At 58.4% G+C, this 20,659-nt stretch carries 20 protein-coding genes, 2 tRNA genes and 1 rRNA gene; 15 read left to right on the top strand and 8 right to left on the bottom strand.

Going from position 1 to position 20,659, the window contains the following annotated elements; translation table 11 throughout:
- Window positions 1-24 precede the first annotated feature (24 nt).
- From J0F90_RS19285 to J0F90_RS19250, 8 genes are all read left to right on the top strand, one after another.
- On the top strand, window positions 25-258 hold the full coding sequence (locus tag J0F90_RS19285; RefSeq protein WP_033639526.1) for a glutaredoxin domain-containing protein: 234 nt from the start codon (window positions 25-27) through the stop codon (window positions 256-258).
- 110 nt (window positions 259-368) lie between these two features.
- Window positions 369-758, top strand: coding sequence for a VOC family protein (locus tag J0F90_RS19280; protein WP_033639527.1), 390 nt, complete (start codon window positions 369-371; stop codon window positions 756-758).
- 89 nt (window positions 759-847) lie between these two features.
- Window positions 848-2,407, top strand: a complete 1,560-nt coding sequence (gene cadC / locus J0F90_RS19275; protein ID WP_033639528.1) for a lysine decarboxylation/transport transcriptional activator CadC — start codon at window positions 848-850, stop codon at window positions 2,405-2,407.
- 370 nt (window positions 2,408-2,777) lie between these two features.
- A complete protein-coding gene (gene cadB, locus J0F90_RS19270) occupies window positions 2,778-4,121 on the top strand; it encodes a cadaverine/lysine antiporter (protein ID WP_033639529.1) in 1,344 nt (447 codons plus the stop codon).
- A 95-nt stretch (window positions 4,122-4,216) separates the two neighbouring features.
- Complete coding sequence (cadA, locus tag J0F90_RS19265; RefSeq protein ID WP_016929874.1) at window positions 4,217-6,355, top strand: lysine decarboxylase CadA; 2,139 nt, start codon at window positions 4,217-4,219, stop codon at window positions 6,353-6,355.
- Window positions 6,356-6,423: 68 nt separating this feature from the next.
- Window positions 6,424-7,869, top strand: a complete 1,446-nt coding sequence (dtpD, locus tag J0F90_RS19260) for a dipeptide permease DtpD (RefSeq protein WP_033639530.1) — start codon at window positions 6,424-6,426, stop codon at window positions 7,867-7,869.
- A gap of 56 nt (window positions 7,870-7,925) precedes the next feature.
- Window positions 7,926-9,257, top strand: coding sequence for a tRNA lysidine(34) synthetase TilS (gene tilS / locus J0F90_RS19255; RefSeq protein WP_033639531.1), 1,332 nt, complete (start codon window positions 7,926-7,928; stop codon window positions 9,255-9,257).
- The gene (locus tag J0F90_RS19250) at window positions 9,257-9,571 is read left to right on the top strand and encodes a c-type cytochrome (RefSeq protein WP_033639532.1); all 315 of its coding nucleotides are present in this window, start codon (window positions 9,257-9,259) and stop codon (window positions 9,569-9,571) included. Before tilS ends, J0F90_RS19250 begins: the two co-directional genes overlap by 1 nt.
- Window positions 9,572-9,621: 50 nt before the next feature.
- On the opposite strand, the gene rof is transcribed toward J0F90_RS19250, so the two are convergent.
- A complete protein-coding gene (rof, locus tag J0F90_RS19245) occupies window positions 9,622-9,885 on the bottom strand; it encodes a Rho-binding antiterminator (RefSeq protein WP_004931991.1) in 264 nt (87 codons plus the stop codon).
- Complete coding sequence (locus tag J0F90_RS19240; protein ID WP_004931993.1) at window positions 9,872-10,072, bottom strand: YaeP family protein; 201 nt, start codon at window positions 10,070-10,072, stop codon at window positions 9,872-9,874. Before J0F90_RS19240 ends, rof begins: the two co-directional genes overlap by 14 nt.
- A gap of 213 nt (window positions 10,073-10,285) precedes the next feature.
- On the opposite strand from J0F90_RS19240, the gene J0F90_RS19235 reads away from it, so the two are divergent.
- Genes J0F90_RS19235 through nlpE form a run of 3 tightly spaced genes read left to right on the top strand, consistent with a single transcriptional unit; the run spans window position 10,286 to window position 11,964 of the window.
- On the top strand, window positions 10,286-10,834 hold the full coding sequence (locus J0F90_RS19235) for a YaeQ family protein (protein WP_004931995.1): 549 nt from the start codon (window positions 10,286-10,288) through the stop codon (window positions 10,832-10,834).
- 3 nt (window positions 10,835-10,837) lie between these two features.
- A complete protein-coding gene (arfB, locus tag J0F90_RS19230) occupies window positions 10,838-11,251 on the top strand; it encodes an alternative ribosome rescue aminoacyl-tRNA hydrolase ArfB (protein WP_033639533.1) in 414 nt (137 codons plus the stop codon).
- 29 nt (window positions 11,252-11,280) lie between these two features.
- Complete coding sequence (gene nlpE, locus J0F90_RS19225) at window positions 11,281-11,964, top strand: envelope stress response activation lipoprotein NlpE (RefSeq protein ID WP_016929868.1); 684 nt, start codon at window positions 11,281-11,283, stop codon at window positions 11,962-11,964.
- A gap of 61 nt (window positions 11,965-12,025) precedes the next feature.
- On the opposite strand, the gene proS is transcribed toward nlpE, so the two are convergent.
- The 6 genes from proS to metN all read right to left on the bottom strand — a co-directional run bounded on the left by proS (window position 12,026) and on the right by metN (window position 17,620).
- Window positions 12,026-13,744, bottom strand: a complete 1,719-nt coding sequence (gene proS, locus J0F90_RS19220; protein WP_033639534.1) for a proline--tRNA ligase — start codon at window positions 13,742-13,744, stop codon at window positions 12,026-12,028.
- Between the two features lie 120 nt (window positions 13,745-13,864).
- Window positions 13,865-14,572: a tRNA (N6-threonylcarbamoyladenosine(37)-N6)-methyltransferase TrmO gene (gene tsaA / locus J0F90_RS19215; protein WP_016929866.1), complete on the bottom strand. Its 708-nt coding sequence runs from the start codon at window positions 14,570-14,572 to the stop codon at window positions 13,865-13,867.
- Window positions 14,569-14,973: an Rcs stress response system protein RcsF gene (rcsF, locus tag J0F90_RS19210; protein ID WP_025304011.1), complete on the bottom strand. Its 405-nt coding sequence runs from the start codon at window positions 14,971-14,973 to the stop codon at window positions 14,569-14,571. The genes tsaA and rcsF overlap by 4 nt, the downstream gene beginning before the upstream one ends.
- Before the next feature lie 114 nt (window positions 14,974-15,087).
- Window positions 15,088-15,903 (bottom strand): MetQ/NlpA family lipoprotein, encoded by an 816-nt coding sequence (locus J0F90_RS19205; RefSeq protein ID WP_033639535.1) that lies wholly within the window; start codon window positions 15,901-15,903, stop codon window positions 15,088-15,090.
- Between the two features lie 39 nt (window positions 15,904-15,942).
- Window positions 15,943-16,596, bottom strand: coding sequence for a methionine ABC transporter permease MetI (locus tag J0F90_RS19200; RefSeq protein WP_004932010.1), 654 nt, complete (start codon window positions 16,594-16,596; stop codon window positions 15,943-15,945).
- The gene (gene metN, locus J0F90_RS19195; protein WP_016929862.1) at window positions 16,589-17,620 is read right to left on the bottom strand and encodes a methionine ABC transporter ATP-binding protein MetN; all 1,032 of its coding nucleotides are present in this window, start codon (window positions 17,618-17,620) and stop codon (window positions 16,589-16,591) included. The genes J0F90_RS19200 and metN overlap by 8 nt, the downstream gene beginning before the upstream one ends.
- A 188-nt stretch (window positions 17,621-17,808) precedes the next feature.
- On the opposite strand from metN, the gene gmhB reads away from it, so the two are divergent.
- The 4 genes from gmhB (at window position 17,809) to J0F90_RS19175 (ending at window position 20,571) form a co-directional block, all read left to right on the top strand.
- Complete coding sequence (gene gmhB / locus J0F90_RS19190; protein WP_015378880.1) at window positions 17,809-18,372, top strand: D-glycero-beta-D-manno-heptose 1,7-bisphosphate 7-phosphatase; 564 nt, start codon at window positions 17,809-17,811, stop codon at window positions 18,370-18,372.
- A 392-nt stretch (window positions 18,373-18,764) separates the two neighbouring features.
- A 16S ribosomal RNA gene (locus J0F90_RS19185) occupies window positions 18,765-20,306 on the top strand.
- Window positions 20,307-20,380: 74 nt separating this feature from the next.
- Window positions 20,381-20,457: transfer RNA gene (locus J0F90_RS19180), tRNA-Ile, on the top strand.
- 38 nt (window positions 20,458-20,495) lie between these two features.
- Window positions 20,496-20,571 (top strand) — tRNA-Ala (locus J0F90_RS19175).
- Window positions 20,572-20,659: the final 88 nt, after the last annotated feature.

The raw sequence follows: 20,659 nt of genomic DNA, 5'->3' as shown, positions 1-20,659 counted from the left end.
CCGTCAATACCAAGGAGAATGAGGATGACTAAGGCCGTATTTTATCATGCCGGCTGCCCGGTATGCGTGAGTGCCGAACAGCAGCTGTTGGGACTGTTGAGCGATAACGTGCAGGTGGAAGTGGTGCACCTGGGGGAACGCCCAACGCGCGTGGCGGAAGCTGAGCGCCTCGGCGTGCAGAGTGTACCGGCGCTGGTGGTCGATGGGCAGGTGCTGCACATCAACTTCGGCGCGGCGCTGGCGGATCTGAAGGGCTGAGACGCCGTGTGCTTAATCATGCCCCGCGGCAATCCGCGGGGTTTTTGCCGTTGACGTCATCGCCGCCGCCGGATACCGTGCCCCATCAGAATGAACAGGAGAGGGTTTCTATGCTGGGATTACGTCAGGTGCACCACATCGCGATCATTGGCGCGGACTACGCCGCCAGTAAGCATTTCTATTGCGATATTCTCGGTTTTACCCTGCTGAGTGAAGTTTACCGCGAGGAGCGCGACTCCTGGAAAGCGGATCTCGCGCTCAACGGACAATACACTATCGAACTGTTTTCTTTCCCTTCGCCGCCGGCCCGCGTCAGCCGCCCAGAGGCCTGCGGCCTGCGCCATCTGGCGTTCAGCGTTGACGACATCGATCGGGCCATCGCCCATCTGCAGGCGGCCGGCGTTGCCTGCGAACCGGTGCGCGTCGATCCCTACACCCAATCCCGATTTACCTTTTTCAGCGATCCCGATGGTTTACCGTTAGAATTATACGAGAGTTAACGGCTTAATCGCCTCCCGGCGGCCACAGCCGGGGGCGGTTATGCTATGATCGCGCCCTTGCCCTACATGCCTACAGAGTTATTTCCGCCATGCAAGAGCCTGCTTTTCGCGTCGGGGAGTGGCTGGTTACCCCTGCCGACAACACCATCAGCCGCGACGGCCGCCAAAAAACGCTGGAACCGCGCCTGATCGACATGCTGTGCTATTTCGCCCGGCACCCCGACGTGGTGCTGAGCCGCGACGAGCTGATCGACAACGTCTGGAAGCGCAATATCGTCACCAACCACGTGGTGACCCAATGTATTTCAGAGCTGCGCAAGTACCTGAAAGACGGCGACAGCGACAGCCCGGAATACATTATCACCGTGCCCAAGCGCGGGTATAAGCTGGCGACGTCGGTGATCTGGTGTGAAGAAGGGGAGACGCAACCCGCTCCCGCACAGGCGCCGCAGATTGCGGTGATCATGCATGAACCGGAAGACGGCAGCGAGGAAGACGACGAGACGCCGTATGTGCCGCCGCGCCGGACAAGCGGCGCGCCGTCTGCCGCGCCTGGCGAAAAGCAGCCGCGTTTTTATCGTCGCCCGACCTTCTGGGTGTGGCTGGCGTTTCTGGCGGCGCTCAGCGTTTGCGTGGCGTTTGTCGGCATCGCCACGCTGTCGCAGCGCGTGCCGGTATCGACCATGCCGGTGCTGCTCAACCCGCGCGATATCGATATCCGCATCCAGGGCGGCGAGAGCTGCAGCAACTGGATGCCCCAGCTCTCTTACGTGGTGGGCGTCAGCGAGCTGATCACCGATTCGTTGAACACCTACTCGACCTTCCTGGTGCATGACCAAACCAATTACAACTATTCCGGCCCCAGCAATTCGGGCAAGTCGCTGTATATCGAGTTCGTCAATCAGCGCCACTACCGCGCCCAGCAGTGTTTCCTTTCCGTGCGGCTGGTGGATAACGCCGACAGCTCTGTCATGCTGGACAAGCGTTACTTCATTACCGCCGATAACCAGCTGAAGATCCAGGCCGACTTCCTCGCCAGCCTGTCCGCGGCGCTGAAGCAGCCTTGGCCGCCACAGCTGGAGCAGCGTCTGGCGCAGTTGCTGCCCGACAACGGACCGTTGCTGCAGCGTTTCTACCAGGCGCATCAGTTGCTGATCCGCGGTGACGCCGATTCGTTGACCCGCGCCAGCGGCCAGCTGAGCGAGCTGATTAACAGCGCGCCGAACTTCCACTACCTGCTGGCTGAAAAAGCGTTGGTGGATCTGCTGCGCAATTCTTATCAACCGTTCGACAGCCCGGCCTTGGCGCAATTGCGTGCCGATATCAGCCATCTGGCGACGATCCCCGAATTGAAAAACACGCCGATCGTGCAGCAAGTTCTGGCGGTAGATGCCTTGACGCAGGGGCGGATTGACGAGGCGCACCGGGCGATCGATCTGGGGATTGAATTGCAAATGTCGTGGCTGAATTATGTGCTGCTGGGCAAGGTGTATGAAATGCAGGGGCAGAATCATTTGGCGGCCGACTCTTATATTACCGCGTTCAATCTTCGCCCCGGTGAGGATACCTTGCATTGGATCACCAATGGCGTATTCCAGACGTCATTGACCAACGTAGTGCCTTATTTAAATAACTATCAGCGCCAATAATTAATCCAATATCACGCCGCCCTTATTCTTCGGGGATCATGGCGGCGTTATTTATTGGTGAAGCAATGTTGCATGAATGTATTATTTTGCTGCGCGATATTATTTCTTTTTTGCCATTTGTTATGCGTCATTAACCTTGTCATCTTATTGTTTTTAAATGATGTTTATCTTTTCTTTAGCCTGTCTTTTTATCTTGATGTGTTAATGAAAAACCTCAGGTTATCATTTGTATGATCATGAGCGTAATCTCACTTTATCTTTAGGACTTTATTCCCCCCGATGGTTAGCATCCTGACAATCAAGCCGGCTCATTAAAATCTTTTATTTATGGGTGTGGCTTATAAGAAACGTAAATCAGGAGAAACTGACCATGGCTTCACCCAAGAAAATAGGGCTTATTGCCTGCACCGGCGTGGTCGCCGGTAATATGATGGGGAGCGGGATTGCCTTATTGCCCGCCAACCTGGCGAGTCTCGGATCCATCGCTATTTGGGGATGGGTGATCTCGATTATCGGGGCGATGTCGCTGGCTTATGTGTATGCCCGCCTCGCCACCAAAAACCCGCAGCAGGGCGGCCCTATCGCCTACGCGGGTGAAATTTCCCCGGCCTTCGGTTTCCAGACCGGCGTGCTTTATTACCATGCCAACTGGATCGGCAACCTGGCCATCGGCATTACCGCCGTTTCTTATCTCTCCACCTTCTTCCCGGCGCTGAACAACCCGGTGCCCGCCGGCATCGCCTGTATCGCCATCGTGTGGGTCTTCACCTTCGTCAACATGCTGGGTGGAACCTGGGTCAGCCGTTTGACCACGCTGGGCCTGGTGCTGGTGCTGATCCCGGTGATCGTGACCGCCACCCTCGGATGGCACTGGTTTGACGCCGCCACCTATCAGGCTAACTGGAATACCTCCGGCACCACCGATAGCCATGCGGTCATCAAAAGCATCCTGCTGTGCCTGTGGGCGTTTATCGGCGTGGAGTCCGCAGCGGTCAGCACCGGCATGGTGAAAAACCCGAAACGCACCGTGCCGCTGGCGACCATGCTCGGCACCGGCCTGGCGGGCATCATCTACATCGCCGCCACCCAGGTGATCAGCGGTATGTTCCCGGCGTCTGAAATGGCCGCCAGCGGCGCGCCGTTCGCCATCAGCGCCTCGGCGATTATGGGCAACTGGGCCGCACCGATGGTTTCCGCCTTCACCGCCTTCGCCTGCCTGACCTCACTCGGTTCGTGGATGATGCTGGTCGGCCAGGCCGGGGTACGCGCCGCCAACGACGGCAACTTCCCGAAAGTGTACGGCGAGCTGGATAAAAACGGCATTCCGAAAAAAGGCCTGCTGCTGGCCGGCTGCAAAATGACCGCGCTGATGGTGCTAATCACCCTGATGAGCTCCGCCGGCGGCAAAGCCTCCGACCTGTTCGGCGAGCTGACCGGCATCGCGGTGCTGCTGACCATGCTGCCTTACTTCTACTCCTGCGTAGACCTGATCCGCTTTGAAGGGGTCAACGTGCGCAATCTGCTGAGCCTGATCGCTTCAGTGTGCGGCTGCGGCTTCTGCTTCATCGCGCTGATGGGCGCCAACTCTTTCGAACTGTCCGGCACCTTTATCATCAGCCTGATTATCCTGATGTTCTACGCCCGGAAAATGAATACCCGCCAGGCTGCCAACGCCGCGGCGGTCGATGAAAACACCACGGCCAAAGCGCACTGATTCGCGTCCGCTGACCGACTGAATTTACCCAGCCCCTTTCTTTCCGACCTGTCAGCCGCGACGGGAAGGGGCTTGCTTTGCCAGGAGAAATGCATATGAACGTTATCGCCATCATGAATCACATGGGTGTCTACTTCAAAGAAGAGCCCATCCGTGAACTGCATCAGGCGCTGGAAAGTCTGGATTTCCGCATCGTTTACCCTAACGATCGCGAAGACCTGCTGAAACTGATCGAGAACAACGCCCGCTTGTGCGGGGTGATCTTCGACTGGGACAAATACAACCTGGAGCTGTGCGAAGAGATCAGCCAACTGAACGAATACATGCCGCTGTACGCATTCGCCAACACCTATTCGACGCTGGATGTCAGCCTGAACGATCTGCGCATGCAGGTGCGCTTCTTCGAGTATGCGCTCGGCGCGGCAACCGACATTGCCGCCAAGATCAAACAGAACACCGACGAGTATATCGACACCATCCTGCCGCCGCTGACCAAGGCGCTGTTCAAATACGTGCGCGAAGGCAAATACACCTTCTGTACGCCGGGCCACATGGGCGGCACCGCGTTCCAGAAGAGCCCGGTGGGCAGCCTGTTCTACGATTTCTTCGGCCCGAACACCATGAAGTCGGATATTTCGATTTCGGTGTCCGAGCTGGGATCGCTGCTGGATCACTCCGGCCCGCACAAAGAGGCGGAGGAGTACATTTCCCGCGTGTTCAACGCCGAACGCAGCTACATGGTCACCAACGGCACCTCCACCGCCAACAAGATCGTCGGCATGTATTCGGCGCCGGCGGGCAGCACGGTGCTGATTGACCGTAACTGCCACAAGTCGCTGACTCACCTGATGATGATGAGCGACATCACGCCGATCTATTTCCGCCCGACCCGCAACGCCTACGGCATCCTCGGCGGTATTCCGCAGAGCGAGTTCCAGCGCGCCACCATCGCCAAGCGTGTGAAGGAGACCCCGAACGCCACCTGGCCGGTGCACGCGGTGATCACCAACTCCACCTATGACGGGCTGCTGTACAACACTGACTTTATCAAGAACACCCTGGACGTGAAGTCGATCCACTTCGATTCCGCCTGGGTGCCTTACACCAACTTCCACCCGATCTATAAAGGCAAGTGCGGCATGAGCGGCGGCCGCGTGGAGGGTAAGGTGATCTACGAAACCCAGTCCACCCACAAACTGCTGGCGGCCTTCTCGCAGGCTTCGATGATTCATGTGAAGGGCGATATCAACGAAGAGACCTTCAACGAAGCCTACATGATGCACACCACCACCTCGCCGCACTATGGCATCGTGGCGTCGACCGAAACCGCCGCGGCGATGATGAAAGGCAATGCCGGCAAGCGCCTGATCCACGGTTCTATCGAACGCGCGATCAAGTTCCGTAAAGAGATCAAACGCCTGAAAGTCGAATCTGACGGCTGGTTCTTCGACGTCTGGCAGCCGGAGCATATCGATGAGCCGGAGTGCTGGCCGCTGCGCTCCGACAGCGCCTGGCACGGTTTCAAGAATATCGACAATGAACACATGTACCTCGATCCGATCAAGGTCACCATTTTGACGCCGGGGATGAGCAAGGAAGGCGAGATGCAGCCGTTCGGCATCCCGGCCAGCATCGTGGCGAAATACCTCGACGAACGCGGCATCATCGTCGAGAAAACCGGGCCGTACAACCTGCTGTTCCTGTTCAGCATCGGCATCGATAAAACCAAAGCGCTCAGCCTGCTGCGCGCGATGACCGACTTCAAACGCTCGTTCGATCTGAACCTGCGGGTGAAAAACATGCTGCCTTCGCTGTATCAGGAAGCGCCTGATTTCTATGAAAACATGCGCATTCAGGATCTGGCGCAGAACATTCACCGCCTGGTGGAGCAACATAACCTGCCGGACCTGATGTACCGCGCGTTCGAAGTGCTGCCAACCATGGTGATGAATCCGTACCAGGCGTTCCAGAAAGAGCTGCATGGCGAAGTGGAAGAGGTCTATCTGGAAGAGATGGTCGGTAAGGTCAACGCCAACATGATCCTCCCATACCCGCCGGGCGTGCCGCTGGTGATGCCGGGCGAAATGCTGACCGAGGAGAGCCGGCCGGTGCTGGAGTTCCTGCAGATGCTGTGCGAAATCGGCGCGCATTATCCGGGCTTTGAAACCGACATTCACGGCGCCTACCGTCAAGCGGACGGACGTTATCGGGTGAAAGTGCTGAAGGCGAAATAACCGCAGCCAATAAGAGGGGAGGCGCTCGCGCTTCCCCTTTGCCGTTCACCGACTGATGGGAGACCACCATGAAAACACCCTCACAGCCGCGCGCAATCTACTATGTCGTAGCGATACAAATTTGGGAATATTTCAGCTTTTACGGCATGCGTGCGTTACTGATCCTCTATCTGACCCACCAACTCGGCTATACCGACAGCCGCGCCATCGATCTCTACAGCGCTTACGCTTCGTTAGTTTACGTCACTCCGATTCTTGGCGGCTGGCTCGCCGACCGCCTGCTGGGCAACCGCGTCGCGGTGATCGCCGGCGCGGCGCTGATGACCCTGGGGCATATCGTGCTCGGCCTGAGCGCGGTTTCTGCCCAGTCGCTCTATCTGGCGCTGGCCATCATCATCTGCGGCTACGGCCTGTTCAAATCCAATATCAGCTGCCTGCTGGGCGAGCTGTATCCGGCCCAGGATCCGCGGCGCGAAGGGGGCTTCTCGCTGCTGTACGCCGCCGGCAACGTCGGTTCCATTTTGGCGCCGATCGCCTGCGGGCTGGCGGCCGAGCGCTATGGTTGGCACGTCGGCTTTGCGTTGGCCGGGATCGGCATGTTCGCCGGCCTGGCGATCTTCCTGCTGGGCGGGCGTCATTTCCGCCACACTCGCGGCGTGAATGCCCCGCTGATGCGCGCCAGAAGCCTGGGCCTGCCGCACTGGGGCTGGCTGTTGGCGGCGTTGCTGGCATCGCCGCTGTTCTTCACGCTGTTGTTTATGCGCGACTGGGCCGGTTATTTGCTCGGGCTGGTGTGCGTGGCGGCGGTGGCGCTGGTGGCGCGCATTATGCTGCGCGCGGACGCCGGCCAGCGCCGGGGGCTGTGGCAGATCGTGGTGTTGATGCTGTTGGGCACGCTGTTCTGGGCCTTTGCCCAGCAGGGCGGCAGCTCCATCAGCCTGTTTATCGACCATTTCGTCGACCGGCGCTGGTTCGGCTGGACGGTGCCGACCGCCTTGTTCCAGTCGGTTAACGCTTGCGCGGTAATGCTGGGCGGCGTGGCGCTGGCATGGCTGGCGAGCGGCGATGGCGACCGCACGCTGCGCATCTGGTGCAAGTTCGCCTTCGGTCTGCTGTTGATCGGCGTCGGCTTTACGCTGATGGCGCTTAATACGCGGCTGCACGGGCCGGGATCGATGGGGCTGATGATCGCCGGCCTGGCGGTGATGGGCTTCGCCGAACTGTTTATCGATCCGGTGGCGATGGCGCAGATCACCCGGCTGAATATCCCCTGCGCCACCGGCGTGTTGACCGGCATCTATATGCTGGCGACCGGTTCGATCGCCAATTACCTGGCGGGCATCATCGCCAATCAGACCGCCGAAGATCACCTCGAGGGGGCGGCGATGCAGGCGTATGGCCGCATTTTCGCCCAGATCGGCTGGGGAGCGGCCGGGTGCGCGCTGGCGGTGATCGCGGCGCTGGGCGGCTGGTGGCTGCTGACGCGACGCCAGGCCCGGACGGTTAATGCTTGATTGATGACGGTAGGCGGGGTTAACGTGCAGCTATGTAGAAGTGACAAAGCCTACCGATGGATACTGATCAATTAACGACGCGGGTGGCAGACCAGTTGGGCGCACAGCAGCGGTTGCTGGTGGCGTTCAGCGGCGGTCTGGATTCCAGCGTGCTGCTGCATCTGCTGGCGGAATTGCGCCGCCAACGTCCGGCATTGCAGCTGCGCGCGCTGCACGTGCATCATGGCTTGAGCGTTTTCGCCGATCACTGGGTTGAGCATTGCCGCCGCCAGTGCGCCGACTGGCAGGTTCCGCTGACGGTGACGCACGTACAGGTGGACGCCCGTCAGGGCGGCATCGAAGCGGCGGCGCGAGCGGCGCGCTATGCCGCCTTCAGCGCAGCATTGGCGGAGGGTGAAGCGCTGCTCACCGCCCAACACCTCGACGATCAAAGCGAAACCTTTCTGCTGGCGCTCAAACGCGGCAGCGGGCCGGCGGGGCTGTCGGCGATGGCGGCCCGCGCCATGCTGGGCGAGCACCTGTTGTTGCGGCCGTTGCTGGGTTGCTCGCGTCAGGCGCTGGAAAGTTACGCGCAGCGTCACGCCTTAACCTGGATAGATGACGACAGCAATCAGGATACGCGCTTCGATCGCAACTTCCTGCGTTTGCAGGTCTTACCGCAGCTCACCCAACGCTGGCCGCATTTCGCCTCGGCGGTGGCGCGCAGCGCCAGCCTGTGCGCTGAACAGGAACAGTTGTTGGACGAGTTGCTGGCGGAACCGCTGCAAAGCCTGTTGGCGGCGGATCGCTCATTGGCGATTGACGGTTTGACGGCCTGTTCGCCGGTGCGGCGCTTCGCCTTGCTGCGGCGCTGGATCGCATTGTTTGACGTCAGCATGCCGGCGCGTGAGCAGTTGCAGCGTCTGTGGGCGGAGGTGGCGCTCAGCCGGGAAGATGCCGAACCGCAGCTGCAGCTCGGCGCCTACCAGATCCGCCGTTTCCGCGGCCGATTGCACCTGTTGCCGCCGCTGGCGGCGCTGCGCGATGTGCATCTGCCCTGGCAGCCTGACCAGCCGCTGACGTTGCCGGACGGGTTGGGGCAGTTGATTGCCGGTGAGGGCGAGCTGGCGCTGCGCGCACCGCAGCCATCGCAGCAGATCAGTATTCGTTTCGGCGGCGTGCAGGGCGCGGTGCGCATCGTGGGGCGCGCCCATTCGCGGCCGATAAAAAAACTGTGGCAGGAGCTGGGTATTCCCCCCTGGCAGCGTGAACGCATCCCGTTGATTTACTATGATGAGCAGCTGATCGCCGCGCTGGACGTATTTGTCTGTGAGGCGGGGCAGGTGCCTGAAGGTGAACGCCCGTGGCGACTGCGCTGGGAAAAAAATCATAATCACGAGGAGCACTGATGAAGTTAGTGGGGATCACGCTGTTGGCCGCCGGCCTGTTCAGCCTGCCGGCATTGGCGGCGGGAGATGCGGCGGCCGGTCAGGCGAAAGCCGCCGCCTGTGCGGCGTGCCACGGCGCGCAGGGCAAGGTGACGGTGCCGATGTACCCGAATCTGGCCGGACAGAACGCCATATATCTGCAGCATGCATTGCAGGCGTACAAGAAAGGGGAGCGCAACGGCGGCCAGGCCGAGGTGATGAAGGCCTATGTGTCGGGGCTGTCGGATGACGATATCGCCGATCTGGCGGCCTATTACGCCAGCCTGAAGCCGTAAATGACGAGGGCAGCCGTTGGGCTGCCCTGTTGGGATGGGGTTACCGCTGCTCAGTCCGACAGGCTGACGACCACGGTACCGATTTCCGGATGACTGAAACTGCTGATGTGGTCCAGGCGCAGGTCGCGCTGCTGGCCGTTCTGTTCGATGGTCAGATACTCAACGCGTTTCTTTTGCAGCAGGTCGATCGCCTTGGCCTCGATCACTTCTCCGTCGCGTAACTCCAGCTTCAGAATAAGTTTATGCTGACAGGCGAGTTCCAGGTTGTCGTAGTCATCGCAATTGATGGGTTGGTACTCATCATTCATCAACATAGTCGCTCACCAATAAGTTAGCGGCGGCAAAGGCCGCCTGTTCCCTAACGGAGGACGGTAGCGCATCGTTCGCTGCGACATCGTCCAATGCCTTTAACGCACAAGCCAGCGCATCAGGCACGTAGCCAAGATCTCCACTGCCAATCTCGGCGTAAGTACGGCGTACTAACTCACAGTATTGTTGCACAGTTTCCTCCCTTAAGAACCTCTGCATCATCAAGACTACTATCGCGATGAGGCGCAGGCTCTCGGAGTTTTATCCTATCCTAGACGACTATAGCACAGCTGTTATGGAGTTATCAGCACCCCGGCACGCCTTTCGCACTGCCGCAGCCTGGCCGCGCTGGCGGGGTTTGGCCCTGATCAAGTACACTGTCGCCGGATAATAACGAGGTCACCCATGGCGCTGAAAGCAACCATTTATAAAGCCGCGGTCAATATTGCTGATATGGATCGTCACTTCTACCACGACGCCACGCTGACGCTGGCGCAACATCCGTCTGAAAACGAGCAGCGCATGATGCTGCGCCTGTTGGCCTGGATCTGTCATGCCGACGAGCGGCTGGTGTTCACCAAAGGGCTGAGCGCCGACGACGAGCCGGAGATCTGGCAGCGCAACGACCACAACGGGCTGGAAATGTGGATCGAGATGGGATTGCCCGACGAAAAACGCATCCGGAAGGCCTGCAACCAGTCGCCGCGCGTGGTGTTGTACGCCTACGGCGAGCGCGCCGCGCACGTGTGGTGGCAGGGAATGCAGGGCAAGGTGGCCGGCTACAAGAACCTGAGCGTGCGTTTCCTCGACGACGAGCAGCTGGCGCGCCTGACGGCATTGGCCAGCCGCACCATGACGCTGCAGGCGACGCTGCAGGAGGGAACTATTTGGCTGTCCGATGCTCAGAATAGTCTGGAAATCCAGTTTGCCGAGTGGCAGCGGGCACAGGTGTGACCGGTGCTGGAACTGTCAAGAAACGTCGCCATACCGGATAATGAGCTTGAGTTGACGGCGATCCGCGCGCAGGGCGCGGGCGGCCAGCACGTGAACAAAACCTCAACGGCGATCCATTTGCGCTTTGACATCCGGGCCTCCAGCCTGCCAGAGTATTATAAGGAAAGGCTGCTGGCGCTGAATCACCATTTAATTACCGCCGATGGCGTGGTGATTATCAAGGCGCAAGAGTATCGCAGTCAGGAATTGAATCGCGAAGCGGCGTTGGCCAGGCTGGCCGCGCTGATTCGGCAGGCGATGGTGGTGGAAAAAACGCGCAAGGCGACCAAGCCGACGAAAGGGGCGAAATTGCGCCGTTTGGAAGGCAAGGCGCGTAAAGGCGCCACCAAGGCGCTGCGCGGCAAGGTTCGCTCTTAGGAATACATGAACACAGTAGGAGAATAACTGTGAAGAAAATTACGGTAGCCCTGTTCTTGGCGGCAGGCGCACTCTCGTTGTTGGGATGCAACAATCATTATCAGCCGAAGGAACAACCGCTGCAGGCGATGCCGCAGAGTTATCAAGGATTGTTGCCTTGCGCCGATTGCGGCGGGCTGGATACGGCGCTGTTCCTGGATGAGGACGGCACCTTTGTGCTGCAGGAAACCTATCGCGGCACCAAAGACGGCGATCAGACCTTTGCCGACTACGGCAAATGGGCGCGCACTGCGGATAAGCTGGTGCTGACCGACAGCACCGGTGAAAAACGTTACTTCCGTCCGGTGGGCAAAAGCCTGGAGATGCTGGATCGCAGCGGCGCGCCGATCGCCTCCAAGCTGAACTATCGCCTGGAGCCGATTGAAAAACCGTTGCCTAAAACCCCGATGGTGATGAAAGGCAGTTACACCTATATGGCGGATGCGGCAGTCTTTAAGGACTGCGCTACCGGCATCACGTTCCCGGTGGATAACAACATCGCGCTGGAGCAAGGCTACGCCAAAGCCAACAAAAATGCCGGCGAGCCGGTGTTCCTGACCTTCAATGCGCACTTCAGCGTGCAGCCATCGATGGAAGAAGGGCAGATAGAGAAGGCGGTGGTGCCGGACGGCAAAATCGCGTTCGACCGCAGCAAGAACTGCAGCAGCAAGTAAGCGTTTTCGGACATAAAAAAACCCGCCTAGGCGGGTTTTTTTATTTTCTGGCGTTCGTTGCTCAGCGTTTGATCTGGCCCAGCAGGAAATCAACGATTTCGCCGGTTTTGATCATTTGCTTCTCGCCGACGCGGCGGTTCTTGTACTCGATCTCTTCGTTGTCGAGGTTGCGGTCACCGATGACGATAGAGTGCGGCACGCCGATCAGCTCCATATCCGCGAACATCACGCCCGGACGCTCTTTGCGGTCATCGAGGATCACATCGATGCCGTGGGAGCGCAGGGTGTTGTACAGCTCTTCCGCCAGCGCCTGCACGCGGAACGACTTGTGCATGTTCATCGGCAGGATCGCTACCTGGAACGGCGCGATGGCGTCCGGCCAGATGATGCCGCGTTCGTCGTGGTTCTGCTCGATGGCGGCGGCCACGACGCGCGTGACCCCGATGCCGTAGCAACCCATGGTCAGCACCTGGTTGCGGCCGTCTTCACCCTGCACGGTCGCTTTCATCGCTTCCGAGTACTTGGTGCCGAGCTGGAAGATATGGCCCACTTCGATGCCGCGTTTGATCAGCAGCGTGCCCTGACCATCCGGGCTGGCGTCGCCTTCCACCACGTTACGGATATCGGCCACCTGCGGCAGCGGCAGATCGCGCTCCCAGTTGATGCCGAAGTAGTGTTTGCCGTCAACGTTGGCGCCGGCGCCAAAGTCGCTCATCGCCGCCACGCTGCGGTCGGCTACCACCGGCATCGGCAAGTTGACCGGGCCGAGTGAACCCGGGCCGGCGCCGACGATGGCGCGAATTTCTTCTTCGGTGGCGAAGGTCAGCGGCGCGGCAACCTGCGCCAGCTTCTCTGCCTTGACTTCGTTCAGCTCGTGATCGCCGCGCACCAGCAGGGCGACCAGCTTGTGGCCGCTCTCTTCGGTGGCGCGCACCATCAGCGTCTTCACGGTTTTTTCCACCGGCAGCTGGAATTGCTCGACCAGCTCGGCGATGGTTTTGGCGTTCGGCGTATCCACCAGGCGCAGCGCTTCGCTGGCCGCCGCGCGCGGCGCTGCCGGCGCGACCGCTTCCGCCAGCTCGATGTTGGCGGCGAAGTCGGAACCGGTGGAGAACACGATATCGTCTTCACCGCTTTGCGCCAGCACCTGGAATTCGTGCGAGGCGCTGCCGCCGATCGAGCCGGTATCGGCCTGCACCGGGCGGAAATCCAGGCCCATGCGGCTGAAGATTTTGCTGTACGCTTCGTACATCGCGTCGTAAGTCTCCTGCAGAGACTCCTGTGAGGTGTGGAAGGAGTAGGCATCCTTCATCAGGAACTCACGGGAGCGCATCACGCCGAAACGTGGGCGCACTTCATCACGGAACTTGGTCTGGATCTGGAAGAAGTTCAGCGGCAGCTGCTTGTACGAGCTGATCTCGTTGCGGATCAGATCGGTGATCACTTCTTCATGCGTCGGGCCCAGCACGAACGGACGATCGCCGCGGTCGACGAAGCGCAGCAGCTCGGGGCCGTATTGCTCCCAACGGCCGCTTTCCTGCCACAGATCGGCAGGCTGAACCACCGGCATGGACACTTCGATCGCGTTAGCATTGTTCATTTCTTCGCGAACGATGTTTTCAACCTTCTTCAGAACGCGCAGGCCGGTCGGCAGCCAGGTGTAAAGACCGGAGGCCAGCTTGCGGATCATCCCGGCGCGCAGCATCAGCTGGTGGCTGATCACTTCGGCGTCGGCAGGTGTCTCCTTCAGTGTGGAGAGCAGATATTGGCTAGTACGCATGGTGTTTTGGTTCCGTTAGAACTGCAAATTGCATCGGGCTGCCAGAGTGGCGGCCAAAAGTGACAAAAGTGGTTTAGTTTACCAGCGCGAGCGGGTCGCCAAAAGAGAGGCGGCGGAATTTTAACGCGGGTCGAGCGCCAACACTTCGGTGTGGCCGTCCACGACGCGCCAGCGCACGTTGAAATCCAACAGCCAGACGGCGTAATCCCGTTCGACGTCCTCTCCTTTACGATAGGCGGGACGGGGGTCTTGCGCCAGCACCTGGCTGATAAAACGCCTTAATTGCGGGTAGCGCGCCTGATGTTGCTGCAGCTGTTGCTCGGCCTGCGGCGCGAAACGCACCGGCATATCGCCGGCGGGTGCGGCCTGGGCAAAGCCGGCGCGGGCCTGCGGCTGGCTCTCGGCGAACGGCAGATAAGGCTTGATGTCCACCACCGGGGTGCCGTCGACCAGGTCGAGGCTGCCCAGTTCCAGCGCCACTTCACCGTTTTTCACCCGCACGCCTTTCAGCTCAATGAGCGACATGCCGAGCGGGTTGGGGCGGAAGGTGGAACGGGTGGCGAACACGCCCATGCGGGCATTGCCGCCTAAACGCGGCGGGCGTACCGTCGGGCGCCAGCCGCCTTCCATGGTTTGATGGAAAATGAACATTACCCACAGGTGGCTGAAATCGCTGAGACCGCGCACCGCTTCCGCCTGGTTGTAGGGCGGCAGCAGCAGCAGTTCGCCGCCGCCGTCTTCGACCAGCCCCGGTTGGCGGGGCACGGCGAATTTCTCTTTATACGGCGAGCGGATCACGCCGATCTGCTCGAAAACGAATTCGGTCATTTGGACGAGACGTTAAGCGCCGAGCCCTGGCAAACGGCCTGCTGGTAACAACCGGCGACGCCGCTGACAATCTGGCAGTCGTGCAGCAGCACGGCGTTGGCCTTCATGTAAGACGCACGGATTTGCATGCGTTTACGGGCGGTAGCCAGATTCGGTGGGGAGTCTTGCACGGTGGTTTGGCACGATTCGCCGGACACTTCACCCAGATCGCGGAACGGCTTGCCCACGAGTTCTTCTGCACTTTTATACAGTTTTACCGGAGCGGGGCGGGCGGCCGGCGTGGTCTTGGCCGGGGCGGTCGTGGTCGGCTTGCTGGTGCTGTTTGTTGAGGATGGCGCGATACGTTGCGATGAACATCCGGCCAGCGCGAGCGCTAACAAACAGAGAGGTAAAACACGCATTGAGATTCCTCTGCCTTAATGAAAGTGGCGCTATTGAAGCAATCTATGGCGGAAATAACAAGACGGGCCTTGGCCCGTCTTGCAATTATAGGAATAAAATGGGTGAATAAGCGCTTACCAGCCTTTCACCGCACCGCCGTTGAAGATTTTGTTGGCGGCGGCGTCAACGTCGTCAGACTGATAGGCCTGCACGAATTTCTTCACGTTTTCCGCATCTTTGTTATCTTCGCGCGCAACCAGCAGGTTGACGTAAGGCGAGTCTTTATCTTCCACGAACAGACCGTCTTTCGCTGGCGTCAGGCCGATCTGGCTGGCGTAGGTGGTATTGATCACCGCCAGCGCGATCTGCTGATCGTCCAGAGAGCGCGGCAGCTGGGGCGCTTCCAGCTCAACCAATTTCAGGTTTTTCGGGTTCTCGGTCACGTCCAGCACGGTCGGCAGCAGGCCAACGCCGTCTTTCAGTTTGATCAGACCGACTTTTTGCAGCAGCAACAGCGAACGGCCCAGGTTGGTCGGATCGTTCGGCAGCGCGATCTGAGAGCCCTCTTTCAGTTCGTCCAGCGATTTGATTTTCTTGGAGTAACCGGCGATCGGGTAAACAAAGGTGTTGCCGACCGGCACCAGCTTGTAGCCGCGATCTTTGATTTGCTGATCCAGATATGGCTTGTGCTGGAAAGCGTTCAGGTCGATATCGCCTTTGCTCAACGCTTCGTTAGGCAACACGTAGTCGTTGAAGGTGACCAGTTCAACGTCCAGACCGTATTTCTCTTTCGCCACTTTCTGCGCCACTTCAGCCACTTGCTGCTCTGCGCCGACGATTACGCCGACCTTGATGTGGTTCGGATTCTTTTCATCCTGGCCACAGCCCGCCAGAGCCAGCGTGCCGATCAGTGCGCCAATTGTCGCGATGGATTTAAATGTTAACGACATATCCCTTCCTCATTAGACTCGCATTAATATGCGGTGAAATTATTTATGGGTAACGGCTTTGACGATGCGATCGCCGCAGAATTGGATCAGATAAACCAAAACTACCAGTAATACTAATACGGTATTCATAACTGTGGCGTTATAACCGATATAACCGTATTGGTAACCGATTTGGCCCAGACCACCGGCGCCGACCGCGCCGCCCATGGCGGAGTAGCCCACCAGGGTGATCAGGGTGATGGTCGCGGCGTTGACCAGGCCCGGCAGGGCTTCCGGCAGCAACACTTTCTTGATGATTTGCATCGGCGTGGCGCCCATGGCGCGCGCCGCTTCCACCAGACCGGACGGGATCTCCAGCAGGGCGTTTTCCACCATGCGCGCGATGAACGGCGCGGCACCGACGGTCAGCGGCACGATGGCCGCCTGCAGGCCGATCGAGGTGCCGACGATCATGCGGGTAAACGGAATCATCCAAACCAGCAGGATGATGAACGGGATGGAACGGAAGATGTTCACCAGCCCGGACAGGATCTTATACAGCGAATTGTTGGCGATGATCTGCCCCGGGCGGGTGACATACAGCAGCACGCCTACCGGCAGGCCGAGCACGAAACCGAAGAAGCCGGAGACAAAGGTCATCATGACGGTTTCCCACACGCCACGCGCCATCAACCACATCATTGCCTCAGACATAACCCAGAACCTCTACTTTTACCTGATTTTCTTGCAGGAACTTAATCGTCGCCAGCGCGTCTTCGTCGCTGCCGTGCAGCTCCGCCAGCATCACGCCGAATTTTACGCCGCCGGCATAATCCATCTGGGCGCTGATAATGTTGTTGTTCACGTTGAAGCGGCGAGCGGCTTCAGACAGCAGCGGCGCATCGACCGACTGACCGGTGAACTCCAGGCGCAGCAGCGGCTGACGGTCGCCCTGGCGCTCCGGCGACAGGCGCGCGGCGTAGTCGTCCGGAATATCCAGATGCAGCGTGGACTGAATGAACTGCTGGGCCAGCGGGGTTTTCGGGTGTGAGAACACTTCGCTGACGCTGTCTTTTTCGATCAACTGCCCCTGGCTGATGACCGCGACCTGGTCGCAGATGCGTTTCACCACGTCCATTTCATGGGTGATGAGCAGAATGGTCAGACCCAGACGGCGGTTGATGTCTTTAAGCAGTTCCAGGATGGAACGGGTGGTGGCCGGATCCAACGCGCTGGTGGCTTCGTCGCACAGCAGCACTTTGGGATTGCTGGCCAGCGCACGGGCGATCGCCACGCGCTGTTTCTGGCCGCCGGACAGATTGGCCGGGTAGGCGTCGTGTTTGTCCGCCAGGCCGACCAGCTCCAGCAGTTCGGTCACGCGCTTTTTGATCTCGGCGCGCGACGTATTGTCCAGTTCCAGCGGCAGCGCCACGTTGCCGAACACCGTGCGGGAAGAGAGCAGGTTGAAGTGCTGGAAGATCATGCCGATTTGGCGACGGGCGCGCGTCAGTTCGCTTTCCGACAGAGACGTCAGATCCTGGCCATCGACTAGCACCTGGCCGGAGGTAGGGCGCTCAAGCATGTTGGCGCAGCGAATCAGCGTGCTTTTGCCGGCGCCGGAAGATCCGATAACGCCATAGATTTGCCCGGCAGGGACGTGAAGGGTCACGTCAGAGAGCGCGGTAATGGTGCGCGAACCCTGCTGGAACACTTTAGTGATGTTAGAAAGTTTAATCATATTCTTCTTATTTTAGCGTGGTTGCCCGTGGCTAGATAAAAGTAAACCTCGGCGTGGAACCAAGGTATGGATCAGATGTTAAGGCGTCTAGACGTCTAAGTCAACGGCCAGCGACGTTCTCCGGCGTTCTCAGTGCGGGGTAAAACATGCGATACTGTCAGCGTATTCAGCCCCTCAGGAGCAAAGCGGTGACACAAAGCGTTCCAGCAATTTTTCTCGATCGTGACGGTACGATTAACGTTGACCATGGTTATGTCCATGAAATCGACAACTTCCACTTTATTGACGGCGTGATTGACGCCTGTCGCGAACTCAAAAAGATGGGGTTCGCGCTGGTGATGGTGACCAACCAGTCGGGCATTGCGCGCGGCAAGTTCAGCGAAGACCAGTTTATGTACCTGACCGAGTGGATGGACTGGTCGCTGGCCGATCGCGACGTCGACTTCGACGGCATCTATTTCTGCCCGCATCATCCGGAGGCGGTAGTAGAGGAGTATCGTCAGGTCTGTGACTGCCGTAAACCGCAGCCGGGCATGCTGCTGCAAGCGCAGCAGGAATTGAACATCGATATGGCCGCTTCTTATATGGTGGGCGATAAACCGGAAGACATGCAGGCGGCGATCGCGGCCGGCGTCGGCACCAAGGTGCTGGTGCGTACCGGCAAGCCGGTGACGGAGCAGGGCGAAAAGCTGGCCGATTGGGTGCTAAATAGCCTGGCGGACCTGCCGGCAGCCATCAAAAAGCGGGTTTAATAGGCGTTACGAATGAATAGTGAGCGGTCAGATAAAAAATGCATATTAACGCTTGTCATTCTGAACCGGCTCCCTATAATGCGCCTCCATCGACACGGCGCAAGTGATTCACTTCACACAGCGGCCGGGAAGAAAGAGAAAAAATCCTGAAAATTAGGGTTGACTCTGAAAGAGGAAAGCGTAATATACGCCACCTCGAGTTAGCAAGCGAAAGCGCCTAACTCACTGCTCTTTAACAATTTATCAGACAATCTGTGTGGGCACTCCACAAGACGATATCCAGCATCTTCGGATGCAAAAAAATATCAAGTCTTGAAGAGTGACTAACTGAAGTAAAATTCATGCAGTAAATCTTTGAGCATCGCTTCTCGAGTGGAAGCAAATCAAGCTTTTAATTGAAGAGTTTGATCATGGCTCAGATTGAACGCTGGCGGCAGGCTTAACACATGCAAGTCGAGCGGTAGCACAGGGGAGCTTGCTCCCTGGGTGACGAGCGGCGGACGGGTGAGTAATGTCTGGGAAACTGCCTGATGGAGGGGGATAACTACTGGAAACGGTAGCTAATACCGCATAACGTCGCAAGACCAAAGAGGGGGACCTTCGGGCCTCTTGCCATCAGATGTGCCCAGATGGGATTAGCTAGTAGGTGGGGTAATGGCTCACCTAGGCGACGATCCCTAGCTGGTCTGAGAGGATGACCAGCCACACTGGAACTGAGACACGGTCCAGACTCCTACGGGAGGCAGCAGTGGGGAATATTGCACAATGGGCGCAAGCCTGATGCAGCCATGCCGCGTGTGTGAAGAAGGCCTTCGGGTTGTAAAGCACTTTCAGCGAGGAGGAAGGTGGTGAACTTAATACGTTCATCAATTGACGTTACTCGCAGAAGAAGCACCGGCTAACTCCGTGCCAGCAGCCGCGGTAATACGGAGGGTGCAAGCGTTAATCGGAATTACTGGGCGTAAAGCGCACGCAGGCGGTTTGTTAAGTCAGATGTGAAATCCCCGGGCTCAACCTGGGAACTGCATTTGAAACTGGCAAGCTAGAGTCTCGTAGAGGGGGGTAGAATTCCAGGTGTAGCGGTGAAATGCGTAGAGATCTGGAGGAATACCGGTGGCGAAGGCGGCCCCCTGGACGAAGACTGACGCTCAGGTGCGAAAGCGTGGGGAGCAAACAGGATTAGATACCCTGGTAGTCCACGCTGTAAACGATGTCGATTTGGAGGTTGTGCCCTTGAGGCGTGGCTTCCGGAGCTAACGCGTTAAATCGACCGCCTGGGGAGTACGGCCGCAAGGTTAAAACTCAAATGAATTGACGGGGGCCCGCACAAGCGGTGGAGCATGTGGTTTAATTCGATGCAACGCGAAGAACCTTACCTACTCTTGACATCCAGAGAACTTTCCAGAGATGGATTGGTGCCTTCGGGAACTCTGAGACAGGTGCTGCATGGCTGTCGTCAGCTCGTGTTGTGAAATGTTGGGTTAAGTCCCGCAACGAGCGCAACCCTTATCCTTTGTTGCCAGCGGTTCGGCCGGGAACTCAAAGGAGACTGCCAGTGATAAACTGGAGGAAGGTGGGGATGACGTCAAGTCATCATGGCCCTTACGAGTAGGGCTACACACGTGCTACAATGGCATATACAAAGAGAAGCGACCTCGCGAGAGCAAGCGGACCTCATAAAGTATGTCGTAGTCCGGATTGGAGTCTGCAACTCGACTCCATGAAGTCGGAATCGCTAGTAATCGTAGATCAGAATGCTACGGTGAATACGTTCCCGGGCCTTGTACACACCGCCCGTCACACCATGGGAGTGGGTTGCAAAAGAAGTAGGTAGCTTAACCTTCGGGAGGGCGCTTACCACTTTGTGATTCATGACTGGGGTGAAGTCGTAACAAGGTAACCGTAGGGGAACCTGCGGTTGGATCACCTCCTTACCTAAAGATATTAGTTCGAGTGGCGTGCTCACACAGATTGTCTGATAGAAAGTAACGAGCAGAAATACCTTTATAGGCTTGTAGCTCAGGTGGTTAGAGCGCACCCCTGATAAGGGTGAGGTCGGTGGTTCAAGTCCACTCAGGCCTACCACTTCTCGGAAGTGGAAAAGGTACTGCGCGTGACTGTATGGGGCTATAGCTCAGCTGGGAGAGCGCCTGCCTTGCACGCAGGAGGTCAGCGGTTCGATCCCGCTTAGCTCCACCATATAGTCCGGTATTTAATACTTCAGAGTATATTGGCGACAGTATGCTGCGAAGTATTTTGCTCTTTAACAATCTGGAACAAGCTGAAA

This window comes from Serratia marcescens subsp. marcescens ATCC 13880 (assembly GCF_017299535.1).
Classification (GTDB): Bacteria; Pseudomonadota; Gammaproteobacteria; order Enterobacterales; family Enterobacteriaceae; genus Serratia; species Serratia marcescens.
The sequence above is the reverse complement of the archived record's forward strand: the minus strand, read 5'-3'. Positions and strand labels throughout refer to the sequence as shown.